Origin of the sequence: Paenibacillus amylolyticus (assembly GCF_050990605.1) — a bacterium.
Taxonomy (GTDB): Bacteria; Bacillota; Bacilli; order Paenibacillales; family Paenibacillaceae; genus Paenibacillus; species Paenibacillus amylolyticus_H.
Genome location: NZ_CP158832.1, coordinates 1,605,233 through 1,622,443, shown reverse-complemented (window position 1 = coordinate 1,622,443; position 17,211 = coordinate 1,605,233). Strand labels below are relative to the sequence as shown.

The following is a 17,211-nucleotide window of genomic DNA, read 5'->3' as shown; positions in this document are numbered from 1 at the left end:
CACTTTTATGATTGGGTCAAGTTTCCCTGGTCCACGGATTTCTGAATAAGCTGCTGCGCATACTCCCACAATGTCTCGGAACCGTTCGCAATCTCACGGTTTCTGTTTAACACCTGATCACTTGTAATGTTATATTTCTGCCATGTATCTCCCTCATTCTGATGGTTGTGGATAATAGGCTGCAACCGATCGAGAGAGGAGGCGAATTGCGCTTCAGGTGTCTGTTTTGCTTCAAACTCCAACCATAACTGGAGTAGTTCTTCAGCCTGTGCCTTAGGCAACATACCAAACAGCCGATGCGCCGCTTTGATTTCACGATCATATTTATCCGTATTCCCCACCGCATCGTAGGCAAAGGTATCTCCGGCATCGATCTCAACCAGATCATGAACGAGAAGCATCTTAATGACTTTGAGGATATCCACATCCTTGTTGGCGTGACCCTGTAGAACCAAAGCCATCATCGCCAGATGCCAGGAATGCTCCGCATCATTTTCAAGTCTCTCACCATGCATAATTCTTGTTCTCCGTTCAATCGTTTTGAGTTTATCAATCTCAATGAGAAATTGAATCTGATCCTGTAATGATTCGCTCACAGCACATCCTCCTTCATGTCAGTAATTGAATCTGATATTCATAGATTCTCGTCTCTTCATCATCAAGCAGATATCCTTTACCGATATAGGCAATGTTAATCTCCCTTCACTTGGATCTGATTCAACATATATTCCGCATACTCCAGAAGTACGGATTCACTCAAATTCACATTTTCCAAATCACCATTGTACTTCGCAAGGCATTGTGAGATGACATCCTTGTATTTAGAGGGAAGCTCTGTGAGCGCCCATTCTCCTGCTTCTCGTTTGGAGTGAATGACCGAATTTCTCACGTATAAAAGAACACGGCACAGACTCAGTACATAGTAGACTGGGTTGTCCACAATTTCTTCCAAAGCTGAACTCGCGTCCGATGTAATTGAAGCAATCATATGTTCACGATTTTCCGGTTGGAACAGGTCCTTAATGGGTTTACCGGCGAGTACAATACCTCGATCATAGATGACCGCCATATGAGCTACCAGATCAGGATCTTCATATCCACCACATAGATATTGCTCATCCGTCCGATATTTCTCCCGGTGATAAGCAGAGTAATGAAACTCGAAAGGAGTAGGATATGCCATAGCACCAACTGTAGATTCCAGTACGATACTGAGTTCAAAACCTTTCGTAATGTGCATCTCATCTTCGATCTGCATTAACTTTTGTGCAATCCTTCGATAGGTGTCGGCAGATCGCTTTTCTTGGCTAACGACCAATATATCGATATCACTCTGATTTGGATGAAAGCATCCCATGGCCATGGAACCGTGTAAATAGATTCCCACCAAGGCATCCGTTAATTCTTCTTTCAAGACATGAGTAACGCTATCTATAACCGTCTTTTCATTCAACAGAAGCAACTCCCTTATGTATAGATCAGGTATCCAATTCAACGTTTAGTTCACGTACAAATACAGCTGTCCCCTTCATTCTGACATCCATGTCGTCACCATCCCGAATCACATTCACTTGAACCTTTCCATCTCTTCCAATCTCATGCCCTTGTTCTACCACAAACTGTACCTTATCGATCTCCGGTTTCACATAGGTTAAATAATATGCGCCCATCACCCCGGAGGCTGTTCCAGTCACTGGATCTTCCGTCGTACCTGAGTAAGGGGAGGAAAAATGTCTGGCATGCATCATGGCATCGGCGTTACGGGTTTCAAAACAAAAGGGATGCAGGGAAGCTTTGGGGTTCTCAATTAAAATTCCTGGGAACAAGGAAGAATCCGGTTTCATTTTTATAAAAGAGTTCAATTCACGAATGGGAATTAATAACGTCCACGTTCCCGTACTCCCATAAACAATTGGCGTAGAAAGGTCGACATCATCCAGAGTTAGGTTTATGGCGTTTACCAGCTTCTCGATATCCCCCTGGAACGGTATAAACTGCGGTTGATCCTGTTTCATTTCCATATAAAGGGTGTCGGCATCGCGCTCAAATCGTATGGGCAATATACCTACATTGGTTTCAATCGTGATTAACTCTTGGTCACCCAACATACCACGCGTCTTCAAACCATACAGTGATGCCATTGTGGCATGACCACACAGATTAATCTCATGGCCCGGCGTAAAATAACGTAATCGGACGTCAGCTACTTCAGAGTTCAACACAAATACCGTCTCATTAAAACCAACTTGATAAGCAATCTGCTGCATCTCCTCCTCACTGAAATGATCAGCATCAAAGACCACTCCTGCCGGGTTACCTTGACTAGGAACTGTGGAGAAAGCATCATAGTGGTAGACCGTAACATCACTCATCAACAGACCCACTCTCTCTGTTATCTACGAGAACCACATTTCCATATAATTCTACGCTTTCACCATTCATTACAAGCCCGCCACCATCTTGACATGCATAGACTGTCGTACGGTTAATACGAGTATACTCTCTTAATGACTGCAGGGCATCTTCCGAACCATCCCAATGCGGTGCAAACTCAAAATCAACAAGACCCAGTGCTATCATATCTTTCAGATCTACATTGTTCTCATCTGCATCTTCCCCATACCCAGCAATCTCTATGTTAGGTGTAGTTAGAATACTGCCTGCGCTGACCCCGATCAGCATGCCGCCCCTCTTCACATAGGAATGAAGCAAACCAAGCATATTTCTCTTCTGTAATAGACTTAGAAAATAAAACGTGTTTCCGCCAGATAGATGAATTGCATCACACTCGAAAATAGAGCCAAATGTGCTCTCATCATACTCCAGATCAAGATCATAATAGTGAATGTTATCTATTCCTATTTGATTATAGTAACGTCTAGTGTGCTCAAAATACCTTCGCCCCGGATCAGAACATGAAGGAATATAGCCGATGGAAGGCTGTTCACTGTTGAATACGCTTCGTATTTTCTGATTCAATTTATCGTTAGATTCGAAGACCAAATCACTTAGCAGAACCAGCGTAGTCATCTGATTTCCTCCCCCACCTATTAGACTGGCTTAAACTCTTTATCCAAAATCGAGAAAAAATACTGGTCTGTCCACTGATTGTTCCACCATAACTCTTCCTGGAAGATGGCCTCCCGTGTCATACCCACATGCTGCATCAGTGCCGCTGAGCGGACGTTTTGTGAATTGCACATGCCGACGACCTTATGAGCTTGTAACTCTTGGAATGCAAATTGTAGCAAAAGTCGGGTAGCTTCACTCCCGTATCCTCTACCTGCGTATTCCGAAAGTACAGCAAATCCAAGTTCCCAGCTTTTTCGGTGATCCACATAACTCCACATCTGAACAATACCAATGGGTGTATCCTCTGGATCATTCATACGCCGTATAACGAAATCATAGGCATACGGTTTCTCATCTGTGACAGCAAAATGGCTGCGATATTTCTCACAGACCTTTTCCTCATCCATTTCAACAGTTTCCTCAAAGCTCCATATATTTGTGTCACATTCAAGTTGACATATGAAGTCGAGGTCCTGCTCTGTGACTGTGGTTATTTTGATCTTCTGTCCCACGAATTCCATGTGAATTCACCTCCTTAGGATTATGCCACCATTCCCATAGACTACTGCATCAGCCCGTTAATATATCTTCTGTGACTTGCAGATGCTTCTTTAACCCACAAGTCCAACTCAACTCTACTCACAAAAAATTTATCCTGAACCTTAATGAACGGAAACATTCTTCCATCAAAGAAACCTGCCACCGTGAAACTCCCTTGCTCAGCCTTAATAATACTCATCACCTGTTCTTCAGTCATACCCAGATACTCGGCAGTTTCTTGAATCGTCAATAATGCTTTATCGTTAGGCACTTCTTGTTCTACTGTCTGAGTTGGTTCACTATTTCTCTCCTGAGTCGTTAACAACATGCAGCCAGTAATAAACGAGATCCCCAAAATGACACTAGCTAAAAGTATAGAGAACGGAACAGATTTCATTGTTTTTCCATCTCCCACTCTGTATTAAGCACCCCTCTACCAATATTCCATTTGGCGAGCAAAGCTCTCTGTTTATTTTCCAAATCCAGATAGGGAGCCGCAACACAGGATAACGTGTCAAACATATGGATAAAATGAGGTCCTTCCTTGAAACGTCGAAGCCCGCCGTACTCTTCATCATCCGCTGCCCATACAATCTTTTTAATTCCCGACATTAATATCGTACAGGAACACATAGGACAAGGTTCACAGGTAGTATACAGTGTCAGATCGTTCTTCGTGTATCTCTTCTTCTCTACATCCAGCAAATGTTGTCCGGCCCGACGAATGGCATCCACTTCAGCATGTGCGGTGGGATCGCACGCAGAGTAGACCCGGTTCCTGCCTTTACTCACGACATTCCCATCTACATCCACGATTATCGCACCAATTGGATACGTTCCTTCAATAAATGATTGCTCTGCTTCTTCCATAGCCAAAGTTAAATATTCATAATCCGATAACTTCATTGAATATCCCCCTAAGTACAATATTGTTACTTAAAAAACAGATTCCTTCTGCATAAACCGGGTTACATCCGGTTTAGTAAAATGTTCATACACAACCTTTCGGTCCGCAATGGTTAACTCTCCAAGGTGCAATCGTTCAGTCTCTATATTAGGAAAATAAGTCATGACCGGATCTTCTTTACTCGTTAAACGTTCCTCATTGTGTACTGCCCTGCTTCACCAAGAAAATCACTTTTGGTTAACCCTTCTTCTCCGAGCAACATCCTGTAGTTCGTTATCGTACCGTCATGTGTAATGACAAATGTGTTGCCTCTCTGTTTCCTGCACCACTCCAGAAGCTGTTCAGCTAATATCTTGAATCGATATGCCCCCATCTGATTAATGCTTTCTTCCCAACAATCCAAACCCAGCTCAACCATTCTTATGCCAGGATACTTATGGCTGAGTTCTTCCTTGGAATAGATCTGATCGCAGACGAAAGGGACAAACTCCGGATTCTGAGGAAACATTCTTGGGCCAACCAGCGGGCTGAAGAACACAAGATTTTTGTTAGGGATCAGAAGTTGTGCTGTTTCAATAGTACGTTTCGTTGGACTGACCAAAATGACGTCTTCAGGCGCAAAAACCAGTTGTTTACGCAACGCTATGACCTGAATTTTTCCCAATTCAGTGAGGCCAGGATGCAGACAATTTAATTGGTTTGGATAATCCATCAAGTGTTCGCCATGACCATGACGAATGAATGTAATGTCCATAAGCCCTCTATTCCTGAAGATGCTCAACCGATATATTTTTGTTTTCTAAATACTCATCTTGCCGACCATCCATCAGACACTCCATCTATGAATCCCGTGATGAATGAAAAAATAACGAGTCCGAGCAATAAAATAAAACTGGCTATCCCCCATTTAAGCAATGGTTTACGTTTCGTTTTTGTACCAAATACCAACAATAGAGCCGTTACAACTATTAATACTACTTCAAAAAAAGCCATGAAAATAAACCTCCGTTATGTATTATGCTGAGCAGTTTTCATATATGTTCTGACCTGTTCTGCAAACCGAACTGCTTCCGCCTCCGTTTCAAAAGATCGTTTCGGAATCACATGTGCACTTGCCTTATTAATGAAAATAAAGAAATATTGTTTTGTCTCACTGAAGCTCTCCAAACCTTTCCATTGTGTTACACCTGAAGTCATATCATTGCTCCAGCGAATCTCCTGCTCTGAGATTTCTAGCTGATGATCACCCAGTATTCCTTTGCTCTCACGTGCCAATTTCTTAATTTTCTTTTTGGTTCGTATGTAGGTCATACCATTGGCAAATATACTGCAAAGCAGCGCAGCAATAATAGCTTGTATCCATGAAAAATCAAGTTGTCTAAATAGGATGGCAATAGCCACAGGCAGCACACATACAGCGATCAGCATCCCCTTCCCATACAGTTTAAACATCGCAAATTTGTTCATTTGCCAGTAATCTTCTTCTGTCAGCTGAATATGCATCATGTTACTAACTTCCTCCACTCGTTATAATCTACCAAACAGCTTCCAAAAATGACGCTATCAAATTATTCTGCTATCCATCTTCGACTTCATTTACAAGCTCAAATAACGTTTTGTTCATGTTGTTTTGTTCTCCTGCTCTCGATGTTCATAACTTCGTAAGGTTACTCCAGAATTTTTTCCAGTTTGCGCCTACAAACCTCCAGGTCGTAATCCGAGTTATCCAGCCAAACCTTATCCATCTGAAGTAACCCATAGATTTCGGACTCCAGCTTCTTTCTTTCCTGTAAAACCTGTACCGTACCCTGAACACCCTGATAACCTTGCGCTTGCCCCAAACCCTGATTCGTATAATAGTTAATAAAACCTTCTGACCACTCCTTCGGTCTTTCACGAACTGCCTTATCAAAAGTAAAGGATATATCTTTCTGGTCGATATAGATGAGAAGCGGATTCAGCGCATGAATGATACGCCCCAGTTCCAATACATACTGCACGTTCTGCTCTTTGGATTGATTGCATTTTACGAGACCCATGGTCAGTGGATTCTGGATAAAACAACACTCAAATATCGTGATGCAGTCATCATTCGTGCTTAACACGTTTTGGGTAAAATCTTGCCACTTCTCAGTGATCAGCTTCACATTCTGCTCAAAAGGAATTTCGTAAATATCTCGGTTGAAAATATCCTGTACGATGTGATCGGGGAGCTCTATTCCCCATTGTTCTCTCATCTTACGATAAGGAATCAGAAAACCATCGCCATGGGCAGTTGCATTGCTTACCAGAATTTCTCTGTATTCTTCATGTCTTGTCAATAAAATTTCAAAGTCTCCAGCATAATAAAAGGATACGCCCTCGTAATCAGCAGGGTGATCCAGGTTCCCTTCTTGAAATAGTTGTACCTTCTTGCCCTGGCTCTTTAAAATTTCGGATACCATTTGGGCAACCGTTGACTTGCCTGAACCCGGTAATCCTTCAATCAGTATTAATCGCCTTGTCATCATTACATCACCCTTTATGTTGTGTGAAGATAAGCATCTTCCATGTGTCAGACATTATTCTATTAATCAATATCTGCAATAACCCATTGCGCAGAATCGCCATCTTCTTTCTTTTTCCAAAACACCATCGTATTGCTATACTCTTCGTCCTTCTCATTTATCTCGTTAACCATCACCACTGCCTGATAGAGCTTCCTCTGCTCCTGTATAGTTATCTCGCTCATGGAAGTAACCTTGAGAACTGTGTATCTTCCCATGCCTAATATAGGAGATTCAGGATCAATCAGACTCATATATGCTGCTTCATCCTTTTCGTATAAATAACGCATACGTGCATTCATAAGTTTGACAATTTCCAATTTGTCCCCGGTATAGCTTGTTTCATCGAGGTACTCTGGTGGGATGCCTTCCTTCTCTTGGGATGTTGATATTTCTTCATTCTGTTGTGCCTCTTTTTCTGTGACATTTAAGGTTGAGGAATCTATTGTTTGCTGTGCATCTTCAGTGTTTGCCTGGTTCTGACAAGCCAACAGAAGCAGAAATAATAATGGAACTACGGTTAACTTTTTCATAATTAGCCCGCCCTCCAATCACCAATCTTCTACATAAGAAGACTTCCTATCTATGTAAAATTTTCTCTCATGGTACATCATAACCCATAATGTGGGATTTGCGAATCATAGAAGTAAACCATCTCTGTTTCTCTCGCATTTCACACAAAAACACGCTTCTCTGCACGAGTTACTTCATGCAAAGAGCGCGAATATCAGCAGAAATTTCGTCCATCTTTTTTAACTGCCAAAAATTAATCTACCTATCTATTAAATAGCATTTTCATTATGCCAACCGCTTCAATCAGGATCTCTTTTTCTTCATGATCCGAGAAAAGATAACTATACGTTGAAAAGATTCCCATATGGCGTATATGTCCACCTTTGTAATGAAGCCTCTTTTCGTCACCGTCGATTGTCTGCGTAAACGTACTGTCTTCATTCACATTATACGAAGCATGGATGCCATGTTCACTTGAGAGCCAGGCAACAAAATCCTCTTCGTTTGGATTGGTCATGACCAGAAAAACGAGCAGAGCAACAAATACAACAATGCCTGTTCTTAGTCCTGTCTTCCTCTTGCTACCATGTTGCGTGTATTCAGGCTTCATCCCATTCACCTCGCTTCTTGAACAGAAATCTCTACGTTCTTGGCCAGAACCCAACCACTCAATCCATACGAGGATGAGATCACCATGTACTTGTATTTCTCCTCAATCAGCCGGGTGTGTAATTCGTCATCGGAATCATAACTGACAGGCCAGCCTTGACCTTTCCCCGATTCCAATAACTCGCGATTATTTGGGATAAAATGCCCTAAATCCCACTCATCCAGATCCAGAATAATGCTGCCATGCAGCGGTGTATCAAACGCATGGGCCATTACACCAGAGAATAAGACATCCATATTTTTCGGCACAGCATGACTTGAACGAGTACGCATCCTGATTCTTTCGTTCTCTAAATCAACTTCGTAGCTTAATATGATGTTGTCATGCAAACTTGTCATACTTCCCCTCCTTCCAATATGTCCGTTAGCTCGTTTATCCTCAAACACCGTAATATCGTTTATAGTCAGAGACCCATTCCACTTTGGAGAAATCAACAAAATCATACGGCTCGCACTGTCTAAGGTACAGCAACTCCTCGTGCGCCTGTTCCCCATCCATATTTTCCAGGTAAAACAATGTCTCCTCATACCCTGCACCACATAATAACTGCACATCAATATAACTGCTCGTATCCTGATTCTTCTGTTTGGCCTGCCAGATCAGCGTGGTGTCCTCTACATTTCCGATACAGAACAGCATGATGCACAGTAGTTTCAGAACTTCGTTATCCTCTGACTGCCAGTTCTCCATCTCTTGATGAAGCAACTGACGAATGGCCTCCCGGTTTACCTCATCAGGTTCCAACCCGTACAACTGCAATAGTTCTTCCTCGTTCATATTTGTTCCCCTTACCTACTTGAGAATGTTATTTAACTCTTCCGCTTTTTTCCTGCTATCCATTCTAGCATAAAAATAAAAAGCGATGATGTGCAGCACGATAGATAATAACCACATGCCGGGGAACCAGGGAGCGATGAACTGGAACATATCTACCGAGAACAACCATACCATCGCCATACCTCCTGCAATATTCAATGTGGAAGAAATAACGATATTCCATACCGGTTTTAACGTAAAATAGTTCCAGAGCGCATTGTACATCACGCCAAACAGCACAGCTGCGATAGCTGAAATGCCGGCAATATTCCACAGATAGCCCATTTCGATGCGTTGATCATTATAGAATAGGGTTAGTAGCAAGGTCGCCCAGAGTGAAGTAACGGTGAATACTTGAAAAAAGGATTGTCTAAGCTGAATCATCATGATAATTTCCCCCTAAAGTTTTTAATATAAAATCGGCTGACAAAGTAACTGGAGTTATCGTTCATGTCTACCTTAATTCGTGCATGGTCTGTTGCAGAAAATGCGGTGATGTATCGTGTATTGATGATCGTTTGATTATTGATTTTCACAAAATGAACGTCATCCAGATCCTCTTCTACAAATTTCAGACGTTTATTAAGCAAATATCTTTCACCTGAGATCACCCTGACACAGCACATCCGATCCTCTGATTCAAAGGCAACCACCGAGCTCAATTGGATCTGCATATTGCGATTATTCTTGGCATGGATGACCGTTAAATGAGTTTCTGATTCGCAGATCGCCTGCTGAATACGATCCCACTTCGACTTCTCCTCCGGATGTGTAATGACCTTGGCTACCCTTTTTTCAACTGCCGTGTCCTCTTCAAAAATGACTTTCATGTGTTGGACCTCCTCTCACAACTCATATTACAAGCATAGTTACGACAATCCCACTGTATTGCGTTTTGTTGCATGATTTTGCAGGTTTGTTGCATCGGCACTGCACAGATACCAAAAAGAACCACTCCATAGGAGCAGTTCTTCTATGTACTCATCCCAGAACATTCAAGGCATGAGCTATTCTTTTCATATAATGGTGCTGCCTTAACCTACTCAACCTCCAGATACATCTCCTGATTTTGCAGAATCACCTTGTTCATGTGTATTATAGCTGCTTCTGCCACGAGCTGATATGCAGCATATAATGCCTCTGTTCTCTGGAGCAGGATAGGGTCCTTCTCCAGATCCGTTGCTAGCACCTCACGCCACTCTTCACCCACTTTATTTTGGTCCGTAATGAGACTTTCAATCTGGTCCAGTACAGTCACCATCTCATCTAAATGAAAAAAGCGCATCCCATTTTTTATTCCATTCCAACTTTTGATCTGGGTGATGTTATATGCCGAGAACCAATAAAACTCTGCCAGACTCTTCGTGTGATTGTGATAGGAATAGAACAAAAATAAACCTTGTTGCCCTTCATGTAACTGTCGGTATATCTCTGTTTTGGCGGCCATATCTCTGCCCCGTACCGAAACAAGCATGGGTTCAATACACAGCCAGCTAAGTTGCTTGGAATGTATATCTTCTGGTCGAAGTCCAGCCTTCATAACATGCTCCTCTCTATTCACCACTTTATGGATTCTCTGGTGCTTCCACTGCCGGTTCATTCTCGCCGCCCATTCTGCTTCTGGATGTCTCCATTTTCCCTGTCGAAGGCACATGTTCAGACGCTTTAGCTAATCCGAATTCGGGCATGTTGGCGTATATGGTCTCGAAGGAACCCGATTGAGCCTTGTATGTTTCATGATAGATCCCTACCGTTCCATCGGAACCAATGGAGCGGTTGAATCTTTTCCAAGCTTCCAAGTGCAGTCCGCCCCGTGCGTATTTCTCCAATTCATCGTAAGAGCGCCAATATTGTAGTAGCGTCACCCCACGCCAGCTTATAAAATACTCTGTACTCAAAAATCCAGTCTCCGGATTCATATAGAGTTCTTTGATCATCGGCCCCATGGACTGTAGAACAGGCAGCCATTTATGTATAGCCCACAGACGATTAATCCTCATTCCGATGATAAAAACAACAAATTCTCCCTCAATCTGAGCTGAATATCTTCCCTTATGAATATTGACCATGTCACTCCTCCTTTCAACATAAAACCAGATTTGTTTTCTGCATCATGCTATTTCCTTTCACATAAAACTTCATACACATTCCATTCCGTATACAATTGTTTTAGCGCTAATCCTGTTGTATGTATGAACTCCTCCATAGCTTCCATGGATATAATATTGAAGTCACCCAAAGGTTCGTTGTCAGGGTTAGCTAAAAACTCAAGTTTCTTTGCCCTATACTGATACACCTCAGCTTCCAGCAGTCCGCCCAATTCAAATGCTCTCCCCACATTCAGCTCACTTAACCAATCGTTGGCCTTGATCCGATTCCGTAAAATCATAAACTCCAGCTTCTTAACATCATGTGTATACACGCTTCTTCCATTGGGGCGGACTTCATACGCAGGATAGATATCAAATGTCCACACGCGATCCGTATAGATGTGGGCGATGTAACCGCACAGATATTGCAAAAATTTGGGATCACTATAAGCTAACTGTTTGTTTGACTCAAAAAAGGCTTTAAATTCTTCGTCTGTTGCAAATCTCCCTTCCTCTGGCATGAGGTGGGTTTTTGCCTTTTCGGTACGGAGATTGGTTCTTACATGGATGGAATCAGGAGCGAGGCTTCCCAATAACAATTCCGGGGATGGCTCGGAGATCAATTCGGATGCAATTGCAAAATGAACCATAGGCCAAGGCAATGTAAAAACTCCTTTCGATATCAATGTAAAACTACTGTATTAACGCTATCACTCGCGTAATAGTTTAGACTCTCCTTGCTTCAAATCTACAAATATAGGCTTCTGCACATTGTTTATTGTCGAAATATCAATCTCATCAAGATATCTGAAAACAAGCTGTAATGATTCCTTTTGTTCATCTTCAAATAAAAGAGTTACTTGATCATCACAGAATTTTCCTTCCAACTCCGCAATAACGTCAAATAAAAACATTACAAATACTACTTCATTTCCATCCGGATACGTATAGTGCATCCTCTCACCCGTGTAGATCGAGGACAATTCATAAGAGCTCACTTCAAGCCCTGTTTCCTCTTTCACTTCTCTAATCATGGTTTCTTCGATTCGTTCACCTGGCTCCATACCACCACCGGGTAATCCCCAATCTCCATAATCTGATCTCTTTTGCAGCAGAACCCTTCCCATATGATCTCGAATAATAGCTCCACCCGTAACTACAATACGACTAGTCATATCTCTGCTCCTCTCTGTTGGGTTGCTTCTCAACAGCATACGATTTTAATCAGAAAACATTTCTATTGATTTATATCCCAAAATGCACAATACATTTTCCATTTACCCCTGCATACACTGCCATGTTCGCAAGCTTATGTAATTCGTCGATTAATTCAACTTTATTGTACACGAGTTTCTCGTAGCAGCCCTTCTGTTCTTTTTCATCAAAACAGTAATTCCCTGTTAGAACAATCGGATCTGGCGCATGGCTGAACACATCAATCCAAGCCCGAATCAGTTGATGAAACTTTAACAAAGCATCCTGTTCTTCAATAACAGTTATTCCATCGTTGTTCAGTCCACTACATCGCATACAGGTAGATGGATTCCATGTATCCAACCATTGAAGAGAATCATAGAGGTATGCAATGAATTCGTCTTCCAAGGTTGCATGATTCTCCGTGGTTAATCCACTTCCATGTATTCTCCCTTGTGAATCCCATGAGTAGTAGGTATGAATATTCCCGTCTACTTGCGATTTGTTTTCGATAACAAAATGATGCTTCGGCATACCTACATGCGCCCCCTTACACGCTCACTCCCATAGACTCCTCTTAATTCATCATAACCCATGTATTGGTAAATGGAAATTGAAATAGATCCTATCTAACTCCCAAATTAGGAGAAGCAAAATAGGACCGTGAAAAAACTTCCTTACATTCATAAAACCCTTCGTCTATTCAGAAATTCTGTTCCTTCTTCTCGATACATTTCTATAAATTCATTGGTCACATGATCATGCCTCAGTGCTCCCATGTAATCTGTTCCAGGTTTCTTCGGTCTATAATCTGAATCCACTGTGTAGATATTGAAGTGCACCTCATCTTCGTCCTCTGATACTTCCGTATGATCGAAAAGTGAAATCACTTCATCTTTGCCTAGAAACCTAAATAGAGATTCCTGACGCTCTATAATATAAAAAGGATAGGTGATGTTCTCTATCTGAATGAATTCTTGGTATACCTTAAGCTCATCAGGTATAAGATCCATGTACTGTTTAGCGACATCTTCTGCCTGAAATACACCTGAAATCCACTTCAAATTCCCCTTAGTTCCAACGATAATAAACAAGCTAATCACCTACTAAGTTACATATTATTTCTCTCTTTCACGCACAAAAGTCTGAGACAAAATCCGGTGGCTGCCAGTGATATTGTCAATCTCAATGTTATATTCAGACTCAGTATATTCAATCTGATGCTGCTCATAATACTTTTTCCAGAATGAAACTGCTGCCGCATTATTAGCAAGCTGTTCCACTTTGAATGAACCCCGAAATTGAGCAAAAACCAAGTCGACCGCCTGTGCTGCAAGTCCCTGTCCGCGATACTTTTTGACCAGGAACAGCTCCTGCACGGTATAATCCACTTCTTCCGGCACATATGGAGGTGAACACACCAGGACGAATCCAATCACTTTCCCATCGTACTGAATCAAAAACGGATGCAACTCATCGCGTTCCAAATATAGATACGTGTTGGTTGGATCGTATGTACCCTCTTCCAGCAGATCTTCGCCCGAGAATTCGGACAGATCATATAAATACAAGTTGAACAGATTGAGAAACAATTCCTTTTGTTCTGCCAAAATACGCGTAATTTCTACATTCATCTTCATTGCACCTCTCCCTTAGTTTATGAGTTGCTTAGTGATCGCTACACGACTTTCCCGATATCCACAACGAGCTTGCTGTGCCCTGTTTCTCAATATATCGTTTCAACCCGAGCAGATATAGGCAAAGTTTGGTTTAAACCATAGAGTAACCTTACATTCACGGTCGACATGCACATATGTACAAAAAAAGACTCCCTACAGAGTCCAATTATTGATCTTATCTTTATTTTTCACCAAATATCCACTTGCCTTTAGCCAACACTTATTGAATTAGATAATCAACCACAGGATATGAGATCACGTTGCGATCTCTGTACGTTGACATCACCGCTTCGCGATATGTGCTAAGAATTCCATTTTGCAACATCACCGGCCGGAAACCTCGCTCCATCGCTCCGTTGTAGGTGAATAGAACACATTCCTCTGCGGCAAACCCGGCGATAATCAATAGTTCAATACCATGACTCTTCAACATCTGCTCCAGATCAGTCTGCCAGAAAGCATTGGACGCTTCCTTCGTAACCGTGATATCCTTCTCATTCACATCTACCTCGGGAATAATGCGATACTCATCTGGCGCTGCCTCTTCCATACCTTCCACATCCTGTACGTGAACGACCACATGGCCATTCGTGCGCAGCACATTAGCCACATGATTAATGTACTCGCAGGCATGGTCTATCGAAGTCTGGTCCATCTTTTTCCGCACAATACTCTCTTGCATATCAACAATTAGCAAACCAACTTTCATCCGATCGCTCCTCAACAATACATTTTACGTTGCATGGTTTAGTATTTTCCCTTGTTTACACGAACGAATAACTTAATTTAGTCCTTAAAAAGTTCATTCAATATCCGGTCGCGGTTCTCCAGAAAGCTGCGAGTAATCTGATAATGGTCGGTATCCTCATAGGTTACCTCTTGTATATGGCTATCGTCAAAACTTAAAATTTCCGCCCCCGGATATCCGAGCAGAATAGGTGAGTGCGTTGCAATAATGAATTGTGAAGTGCCTGACAGATCATGAAGGATACGCAATAACGAGAGCTGCCTTGCTGGAGATAAAGCGGCTTCGGGCTCGTCGAGCAGATAGATGCCTTTAGAACTGAAGCGGTTGACGAACAGACTCAGAAAAGATTCCCCGTGCGATTGTTCATGCAACGAACGCCCGCCATAATATGGAAGCGACTCCGGCATCTCATCCACATGCGATGCGAATTGATAGAATGATTCAGAGCGCATGAAGAAGCCATTCGTTATTTTGGGCAACCATGCCAGCCTTAGATAATTCCCGAGCGAGGATTCCGAAGCATGTGTTTCATAGGTATTATTCCTGCCGCCCCCTGCGGTATTGAATCCACATTGATGAGCGATGCCTTCCAGCAGCGTAGATTTCCCTGAACCATTTTCACCTACAAAAAAAGTAACGTTATTCGTGAGCTCCAAACGTTCCAAGGACCGGATCGCGGGGATGTCAAAAGGATATTGGTCCCGATTCTCGATCTTGGCCGACATGAGTTCCACACTTCGAAGATACATCGGCATACTCCTATTCATATTAGATTTGGCTCCATCTACGGCAGGTACCTTTTCGTTACACATTCCTATATTAAACTACGAACAGATGGATGACAAAAATTATGGTTGACGGTGGCAGATCAGCTTATATATTATGTAGGAAGAACGTTCTGATAAAAACATAAAATGAATTGGCGTGTTACCACCCCAGAGGGCATGAGCCAAGAAGCGAACATGAGACTATACTCGCTTCTTGGCTCTTTTTGCGTTCCGGAGGCATGAAAGCGTTAACTTTAGAAACGAGGAGGCGGTGAACCGTGAGTAAAGAAATGATTCTGCAGGTGGAACGGGTCGTCGGCAGTAATATTGTTCTGGCCCGGTCGCACCAGAATACCAAGGAGTATGTACTGATTGGCAAAGGGTTGGGATTTGCGTTCAAGGTAGAAAGCACCATTCAGGCCGATGATCCGCGGATTGAGAAAAGGTTCCGGTTGGAAGACCGGGAGGAATGGGGGCAGGCGCAGGAGCTGATGAGGGACTTGGACCCCAATGTCATCGACATCTCTGACCGAATCATCCGCCTCATCGCTGATCAGTTTCCCGGCAAGCTGAATGACAAGATCTATCTTGCTCTTCCGAGTCATATTCAGTTCACCTTATATCGTATCCGCAACGGGATGGAGATTCTGAATCCTTTCCTTACGGAGACAAAGCTCAGTTTTCCGAAAGAATTCGAAATCGCCTCGGAAGCAGCGGCCATGATCGGAGAGGCTTTTGGCGTAGAGATACCGGAGGATGAGGCGGGGTTCCTGACATACCATGTGTACTCCTCCGTAAATCACGTCCCTGTCGGACAGTTGGTTAAGGTATCCAATGTGATCAGCAAGCTTCAGTCGATTATTGAAGAGGAGGGTGGCATTCGCTTTGATCAGGGCAGCCTTAGCCAGGCAAGACTCATGATACACCTGCGCTTCTCCATGGAACGCCTGTATCAGCAGCCGATGACGGCCCCCAGCTTCGCACAATATGTGAAAAATGAATATATGTCCGAATACCAGCTAGCCAGAAAACTGAGCGCTGTAATGGCCGAGGATTTGGGTACAGAAGTGCCCGAGGAAGAAACGGCTTTTCTCGCGATGCATTTATACCGGCTTTTTCAAACCCATGCCAAAACCAACAACAGAAAGGACAACACACAATGATCTGGAAATGGAAAAACAACAAATCTGCCAAAACATCTGAAACAATATCTGTCGCCTCCCCGCTCACCGGAACCTGCGTCAGTTTGGAAGAAGTGCCTGACGAAGCGTTCGCGCAAGGACTTATGGGACCGGGAGTCGCAATGATTCCCCAGGAGGGACGGCTGGTCGCCCCTATCGACGGCACTGTGGTGCACCTGATCAAATCGCACCATGCCGTAATGATTGAACATGCTTCCGGGCTGCAGCTGCTGCTGCATATCGGTATGAATACTGTCAGCCTGAAAGGACAGGGCTTCACCCCCCAAGTGCAGACCGGGGATGAGGTCACTATCGGTCAGACCCTGATTGAATTTGACCTTAATGCGATCGCTTCGGCAGGTTATCCAGTCATCACCCCTGTCATCGTTGCGAATGCGGCTGAACAGCCATGGGAGTCGCACCCGGAGTATGGCAGCGTAGAAGCAGGCATGGGAACTATCATGAAAGTCAGCTTGTCCAAATAACCT

28 protein-coding genes are annotated in these 17,211 nt (G+C 43.0%); 2 read left to right on the top strand and 26 right to left on the bottom strand.

Going from position 1 to position 17,211, the window contains the following annotated elements; translation table 11 throughout:
* Nucleotides 1–5: 5 nt before the first annotated feature.
* The 26 genes from ABTV53_RS07420 to ABTV53_RS07295 all read right to left on the bottom strand — a co-directional run bounded on the left by ABTV53_RS07420 (nt 6) and on the right by ABTV53_RS07295 (nt 15,524).
* Entirely contained in the window at nt 6–596 is a 591-nt protein-coding gene (locus ABTV53_RS07420; RefSeq protein WP_433752006.1) for an HD domain-containing protein, read from the bottom strand.
* Between the two features lie 95 nt (nt 597–691).
* Complete coding sequence (locus ABTV53_RS07415) at nt 692–1,453, bottom strand: aminoglycoside adenylyltransferase domain-containing protein (RefSeq protein WP_433752004.1); 762 nt, start codon at nt 1,451–1,453, stop codon at nt 692–694.
* 25 nt (nt 1,454–1,478) lie between these two features.
* Nucleotides 1,479–2,372, bottom strand: a complete 894-nt coding sequence (locus ABTV53_RS07410; RefSeq protein ID WP_433752002.1) for a PhzF family phenazine biosynthesis isomerase — start codon at nt 2,370–2,372, stop codon at nt 1,479–1,481.
* Nucleotides 2,365–3,030, bottom strand: coding sequence for a Type 1 glutamine amidotransferase-like domain-containing protein (locus tag ABTV53_RS07405; RefSeq protein ID WP_433752000.1), 666 nt, complete (start codon nt 3,028–3,030; stop codon nt 2,365–2,367). The genes ABTV53_RS07410 and ABTV53_RS07405 overlap by 8 nt, the downstream gene beginning before the upstream one ends.
* Nucleotides 3,031–3,050: 20 nt before the next feature.
* Nucleotides 3,051–3,593 (bottom strand): GNAT family N-acetyltransferase, encoded by a 543-nt coding sequence (locus tag ABTV53_RS07400; RefSeq protein ID WP_433751999.1) that lies wholly within the window; start codon nt 3,591–3,593, stop codon nt 3,051–3,053.
* Between the two features lie 41 nt (nt 3,594–3,634).
* Complete coding sequence (locus ABTV53_RS07395) at nt 3,635–4,009, bottom strand: hypothetical protein (RefSeq protein WP_433751997.1); 375 nt, start codon at nt 4,007–4,009, stop codon at nt 3,635–3,637.
* Nucleotides 4,006–4,518 (bottom strand): nucleoside deaminase, encoded by a 513-nt coding sequence (locus ABTV53_RS07390; RefSeq protein WP_433751996.1) that lies wholly within the window; start codon nt 4,516–4,518, stop codon nt 4,006–4,008. The genes ABTV53_RS07395 and ABTV53_RS07390 overlap by 4 nt, the downstream gene beginning before the upstream one ends.
* 185 nt (nt 4,519–4,703) lie before the next feature.
* The gene (locus ABTV53_RS07385; RefSeq protein WP_433751994.1) at nt 4,704–5,273 is read right to left on the bottom strand and encodes a phosphoglycerate mutase family protein; all 570 of its coding nucleotides are present in this window, start codon (nt 5,271–5,273) and stop codon (nt 4,704–4,706) included.
* A gap of 53 nt (nt 5,274–5,326) precedes the next feature.
* Nucleotides 5,327–5,512, bottom strand: a complete 186-nt coding sequence (locus ABTV53_RS07380; RefSeq protein ID WP_433751992.1) for a hypothetical protein — start codon at nt 5,510–5,512, stop codon at nt 5,327–5,329.
* A gap of 15 nt (nt 5,513–5,527) precedes the next feature.
* Nucleotides 5,528–6,025, bottom strand: a complete 498-nt coding sequence (locus ABTV53_RS07375; protein WP_433751990.1) for a YcxB family protein — start codon at nt 6,023–6,025, stop codon at nt 5,528–5,530.
* 161 nt (nt 6,026–6,186) lie between these two features.
* Complete coding sequence (locus tag ABTV53_RS07370; RefSeq protein WP_433751988.1) at nt 6,187–7,029, bottom strand: adenylyl-sulfate kinase; 843 nt, start codon at nt 7,027–7,029, stop codon at nt 6,187–6,189.
* Between the two features lie 59 nt (nt 7,030–7,088).
* Nucleotides 7,089–7,598, bottom strand: coding sequence for a hypothetical protein (locus ABTV53_RS07365; protein ID WP_433751987.1), 510 nt, complete (start codon nt 7,596–7,598; stop codon nt 7,089–7,091).
* 242 nt (nt 7,599–7,840) lie between these two features.
* Nucleotides 7,841–8,188 carry a hypothetical protein gene (locus ABTV53_RS07360; protein ID WP_433751985.1) on the bottom strand — a complete coding sequence of 116 codons (348 nt, stop codon included), beginning with the start codon at nt 8,186–8,188 and terminating at the stop codon, nt 7,841–7,843.
* Between the two features lie 5 nt (nt 8,189–8,193).
* A complete protein-coding gene (locus tag ABTV53_RS07355; RefSeq protein WP_433751984.1) occupies nt 8,194–8,586 on the bottom strand; it encodes a hypothetical protein in 393 nt (130 codons plus the stop codon).
* 40 nt (nt 8,587–8,626) lie between these two features.
* A complete protein-coding gene (locus ABTV53_RS07350) occupies nt 8,627–9,025 on the bottom strand; it encodes a hypothetical protein (RefSeq protein WP_433751982.1) in 399 nt (132 codons plus the stop codon).
* Nucleotides 9,026–9,040: 15 nt separating this feature from the next.
* The gene (locus ABTV53_RS07345) at nt 9,041–9,451 is read right to left on the bottom strand and encodes a hypothetical protein (RefSeq protein ID WP_433751980.1); all 411 of its coding nucleotides are present in this window, start codon (nt 9,449–9,451) and stop codon (nt 9,041–9,043) included.
* Nucleotides 9,448–9,894, bottom strand: a complete 447-nt coding sequence (locus ABTV53_RS07340) for a LytTR family DNA-binding domain-containing protein (protein ID WP_433751978.1) — start codon at nt 9,892–9,894, stop codon at nt 9,448–9,450. The genes ABTV53_RS07345 and ABTV53_RS07340 overlap by 4 nt, the downstream gene beginning before the upstream one ends.
* 209 nt (nt 9,895–10,103) lie before the next feature.
* Complete coding sequence (locus ABTV53_RS07335) at nt 10,104–10,604, bottom strand: hypothetical protein (protein WP_433751977.1); 501 nt, start codon at nt 10,602–10,604, stop codon at nt 10,104–10,106.
* Between the two features lie 25 nt (nt 10,605–10,629).
* Nucleotides 10,630–11,133, bottom strand: a complete 504-nt coding sequence (locus tag ABTV53_RS07330; protein ID WP_433751976.1) for a DUF4188 domain-containing protein — start codon at nt 11,131–11,133, stop codon at nt 10,630–10,632.
* Between the two features lie 47 nt (nt 11,134–11,180).
* Complete coding sequence (locus ABTV53_RS07325; protein ID WP_433751974.1) at nt 11,181–11,816, bottom strand: zinc dependent phospholipase C family protein; 636 nt, start codon at nt 11,814–11,816, stop codon at nt 11,181–11,183.
* A 48-nt stretch (nt 11,817–11,864) separates the two neighbouring features.
* On the bottom strand, nt 11,865–12,329 hold the full coding sequence (locus ABTV53_RS07320) for an NUDIX domain-containing protein (protein ID WP_421898106.1): 465 nt from the start codon (nt 12,327–12,329) through the stop codon (nt 11,865–11,867).
* A gap of 70 nt (nt 12,330–12,399) precedes the next feature.
* A complete protein-coding gene (locus ABTV53_RS07315) occupies nt 12,400–12,882 on the bottom strand; it encodes a hypothetical protein (RefSeq protein ID WP_433751973.1) in 483 nt (160 codons plus the stop codon).
* A 149-nt stretch (nt 12,883–13,031) separates the two neighbouring features.
* Entirely contained in the window at nt 13,032–13,442 is a 411-nt protein-coding gene (locus ABTV53_RS07310; protein WP_433751972.1) for a hypothetical protein, read from the bottom strand.
* Between the two features lie 24 nt (nt 13,443–13,466).
* Complete coding sequence (locus ABTV53_RS07305; RefSeq protein WP_433751970.1) at nt 13,467–13,988, bottom strand: GNAT family N-acetyltransferase; 522 nt, start codon at nt 13,986–13,988, stop codon at nt 13,467–13,469.
* Between the two features lie 259 nt (nt 13,989–14,247).
* A complete protein-coding gene (locus ABTV53_RS07300) occupies nt 14,248–14,736 on the bottom strand; it encodes a cysteine hydrolase family protein (protein WP_433751968.1) in 489 nt (162 codons plus the stop codon).
* Between the two features lie 77 nt (nt 14,737–14,813).
* Complete coding sequence (locus ABTV53_RS07295) at nt 14,814–15,524, bottom strand: AAA family ATPase (RefSeq protein ID WP_433751966.1); 711 nt, start codon at nt 15,522–15,524, stop codon at nt 14,814–14,816.
* Nucleotides 15,525–15,820: 296 nt separating this feature from the next.
* Here ABTV53_RS07295 and ABTV53_RS07290 point away from each other — a divergent pair, with 296 nt between their 5' ends.
* Together ABTV53_RS07290 and ABTV53_RS07285 are read left to right on the top strand one after the other, a co-directional pair.
* Nucleotides 15,821–16,705: a PRD domain-containing protein gene (locus ABTV53_RS07290; protein WP_433751964.1), complete on the top strand. Its 885-nt coding sequence runs from the start codon at nt 15,821–15,823 to the stop codon at nt 16,703–16,705.
* The gene (locus tag ABTV53_RS07285) at nt 16,702–17,208 is read left to right on the top strand and encodes a PTS sugar transporter subunit IIA (RefSeq protein ID WP_433751963.1); all 507 of its coding nucleotides are present in this window, start codon (nt 16,702–16,704) and stop codon (nt 17,206–17,208) included. The genes ABTV53_RS07290 and ABTV53_RS07285 overlap by 4 nt, the downstream gene beginning before the upstream one ends.
* The last annotated feature ends 3 nt before the right edge of the window (nt 17,209–17,211 follow it).

Coding starts and splice junctions, on each gene's coding strand:
- ABTV53_RS07355 (WP_433751984.1), bottom strand. CDS start 8,586: ATGACAAGTTTGCATGACAACATCATATTAAGCTACGAAGTTGATTTA.
- ABTV53_RS07340 (WP_433751978.1), bottom strand. CDS start 9,894: ATGAAAGTCATTTTTGAAGAGGACACGGCAGTTGAAAAAAGGGTAGCC.
- ABTV53_RS07380 (WP_433751992.1), bottom strand. CDS start 5,512: ATGGCTTTTTTTGAAGTAGTATTAATAGTTGTAACGGCTCTATTGTTG.
- ABTV53_RS07395 (WP_433751997.1), bottom strand. CDS start 4,009: ATGAAATCTGTTCCGTTCTCTATACTTTTAGCTAGTGTCATTTTGGGG.
- ABTV53_RS07360 (WP_433751985.1), bottom strand. CDS start 8,188: ATGAAGCCTGAATACACGCAACATGGTAGCAAGAGGAAGACAGGACTA.
- ABTV53_RS07300 (WP_433751968.1), bottom strand. CDS start 14,736: ATGAAAGTTGGTTTGCTAATTGTTGATATGCAAGAGAGTATTGTGCGG.
- ABTV53_RS07405 (WP_433752000.1), bottom strand. CDS start 3,030: ATGACTACGCTGGTTCTGCTAAGTGATTTGGTCTTCGAATCTAACGAT.
- ABTV53_RS07315 (WP_433751973.1), bottom strand. CDS start 12,882: ATGCCGAAGCATCATTTTGTTATCGAAAACAAATCGCAAGTAGACGGG.
- ABTV53_RS07370 (WP_433751988.1), bottom strand. CDS start 7,029: ATGATGACAAGGCGATTAATACTGATTGAAGGATTACCGGGTTCAGGC.
- ABTV53_RS07400 (WP_433751999.1), bottom strand. CDS start 3,593: ATGGAATTCGTGGGACAGAAGATCAAAATAACCACAGTCACAGAGCAG.
- ABTV53_RS07410 (WP_433752002.1), bottom strand. CDS start 2,372: ATGAGTGATGTTACGGTCTACCACTATGATGCTTTCTCCACAGTTCCT.
- ABTV53_RS07320 (WP_421898106.1), bottom strand. CDS start 12,329: ATGACTAGTCGTATTGTAGTTACGGGTGGAGCTATTATTCGAGATCAT.
- ABTV53_RS07330 (WP_433751976.1), bottom strand. CDS start 11,133: ATGGTCAATATTCATAAGGGAAGATATTCAGCTCAGATTGAGGGAGAA.
- ABTV53_RS07335 (WP_433751977.1), bottom strand. CDS start 10,604: ATGAAGGCTGGACTTCGACCAGAAGATATACATTCCAAGCAACTTAGC.
- ABTV53_RS07375 (WP_433751990.1), bottom strand. CDS start 6,025: ATGATGCATATTCAGCTGACAGAAGAAGATTACTGGCAAATGAACAAA.
- ABTV53_RS07390 (WP_433751996.1), bottom strand. CDS start 4,518: ATGAAGTTATCGGATTATGAATATTTAACTTTGGCTATGGAAGAAGCA.
- ABTV53_RS07350 (WP_433751982.1), bottom strand. CDS start 9,025: ATGAACGAGGAAGAACTATTGCAGTTGTACGGGTTGGAACCTGATGAG.
- ABTV53_RS07385 (WP_433751994.1), bottom strand. CDS start 5,273: ATGGACATTACATTCATTCGTCATGGTCATGGCGAACACTTGATGGAT.
- ABTV53_RS07345 (WP_433751980.1), bottom strand. CDS start 9,451: ATGATGATTCAGCTTAGACAATCCTTTTTTCAAGTATTCACCGTTACT.
- ABTV53_RS07305 (WP_433751970.1), bottom strand. CDS start 13,988: ATGAAGATGAATGTAGAAATTACGCGTATTTTGGCAGAACAAAAGGAA.
- ABTV53_RS07365 (WP_433751987.1), bottom strand. CDS start 7,598: ATGAAAAAGTTAACCGTAGTTCCATTATTATTTCTGCTTCTGTTGGCT.
- ABTV53_RS07285 (WP_433751963.1), top strand. CDS start 16,702: ATGATCTGGAAATGGAAAAACAACAAATCTGCCAAAACATCTGAAACA.
- ABTV53_RS07295 (WP_433751966.1), bottom strand. CDS start 15,524: ATGTATCTTCGAAGTGTGGAACTCATGTCGGCCAAGATCGAGAATCGG.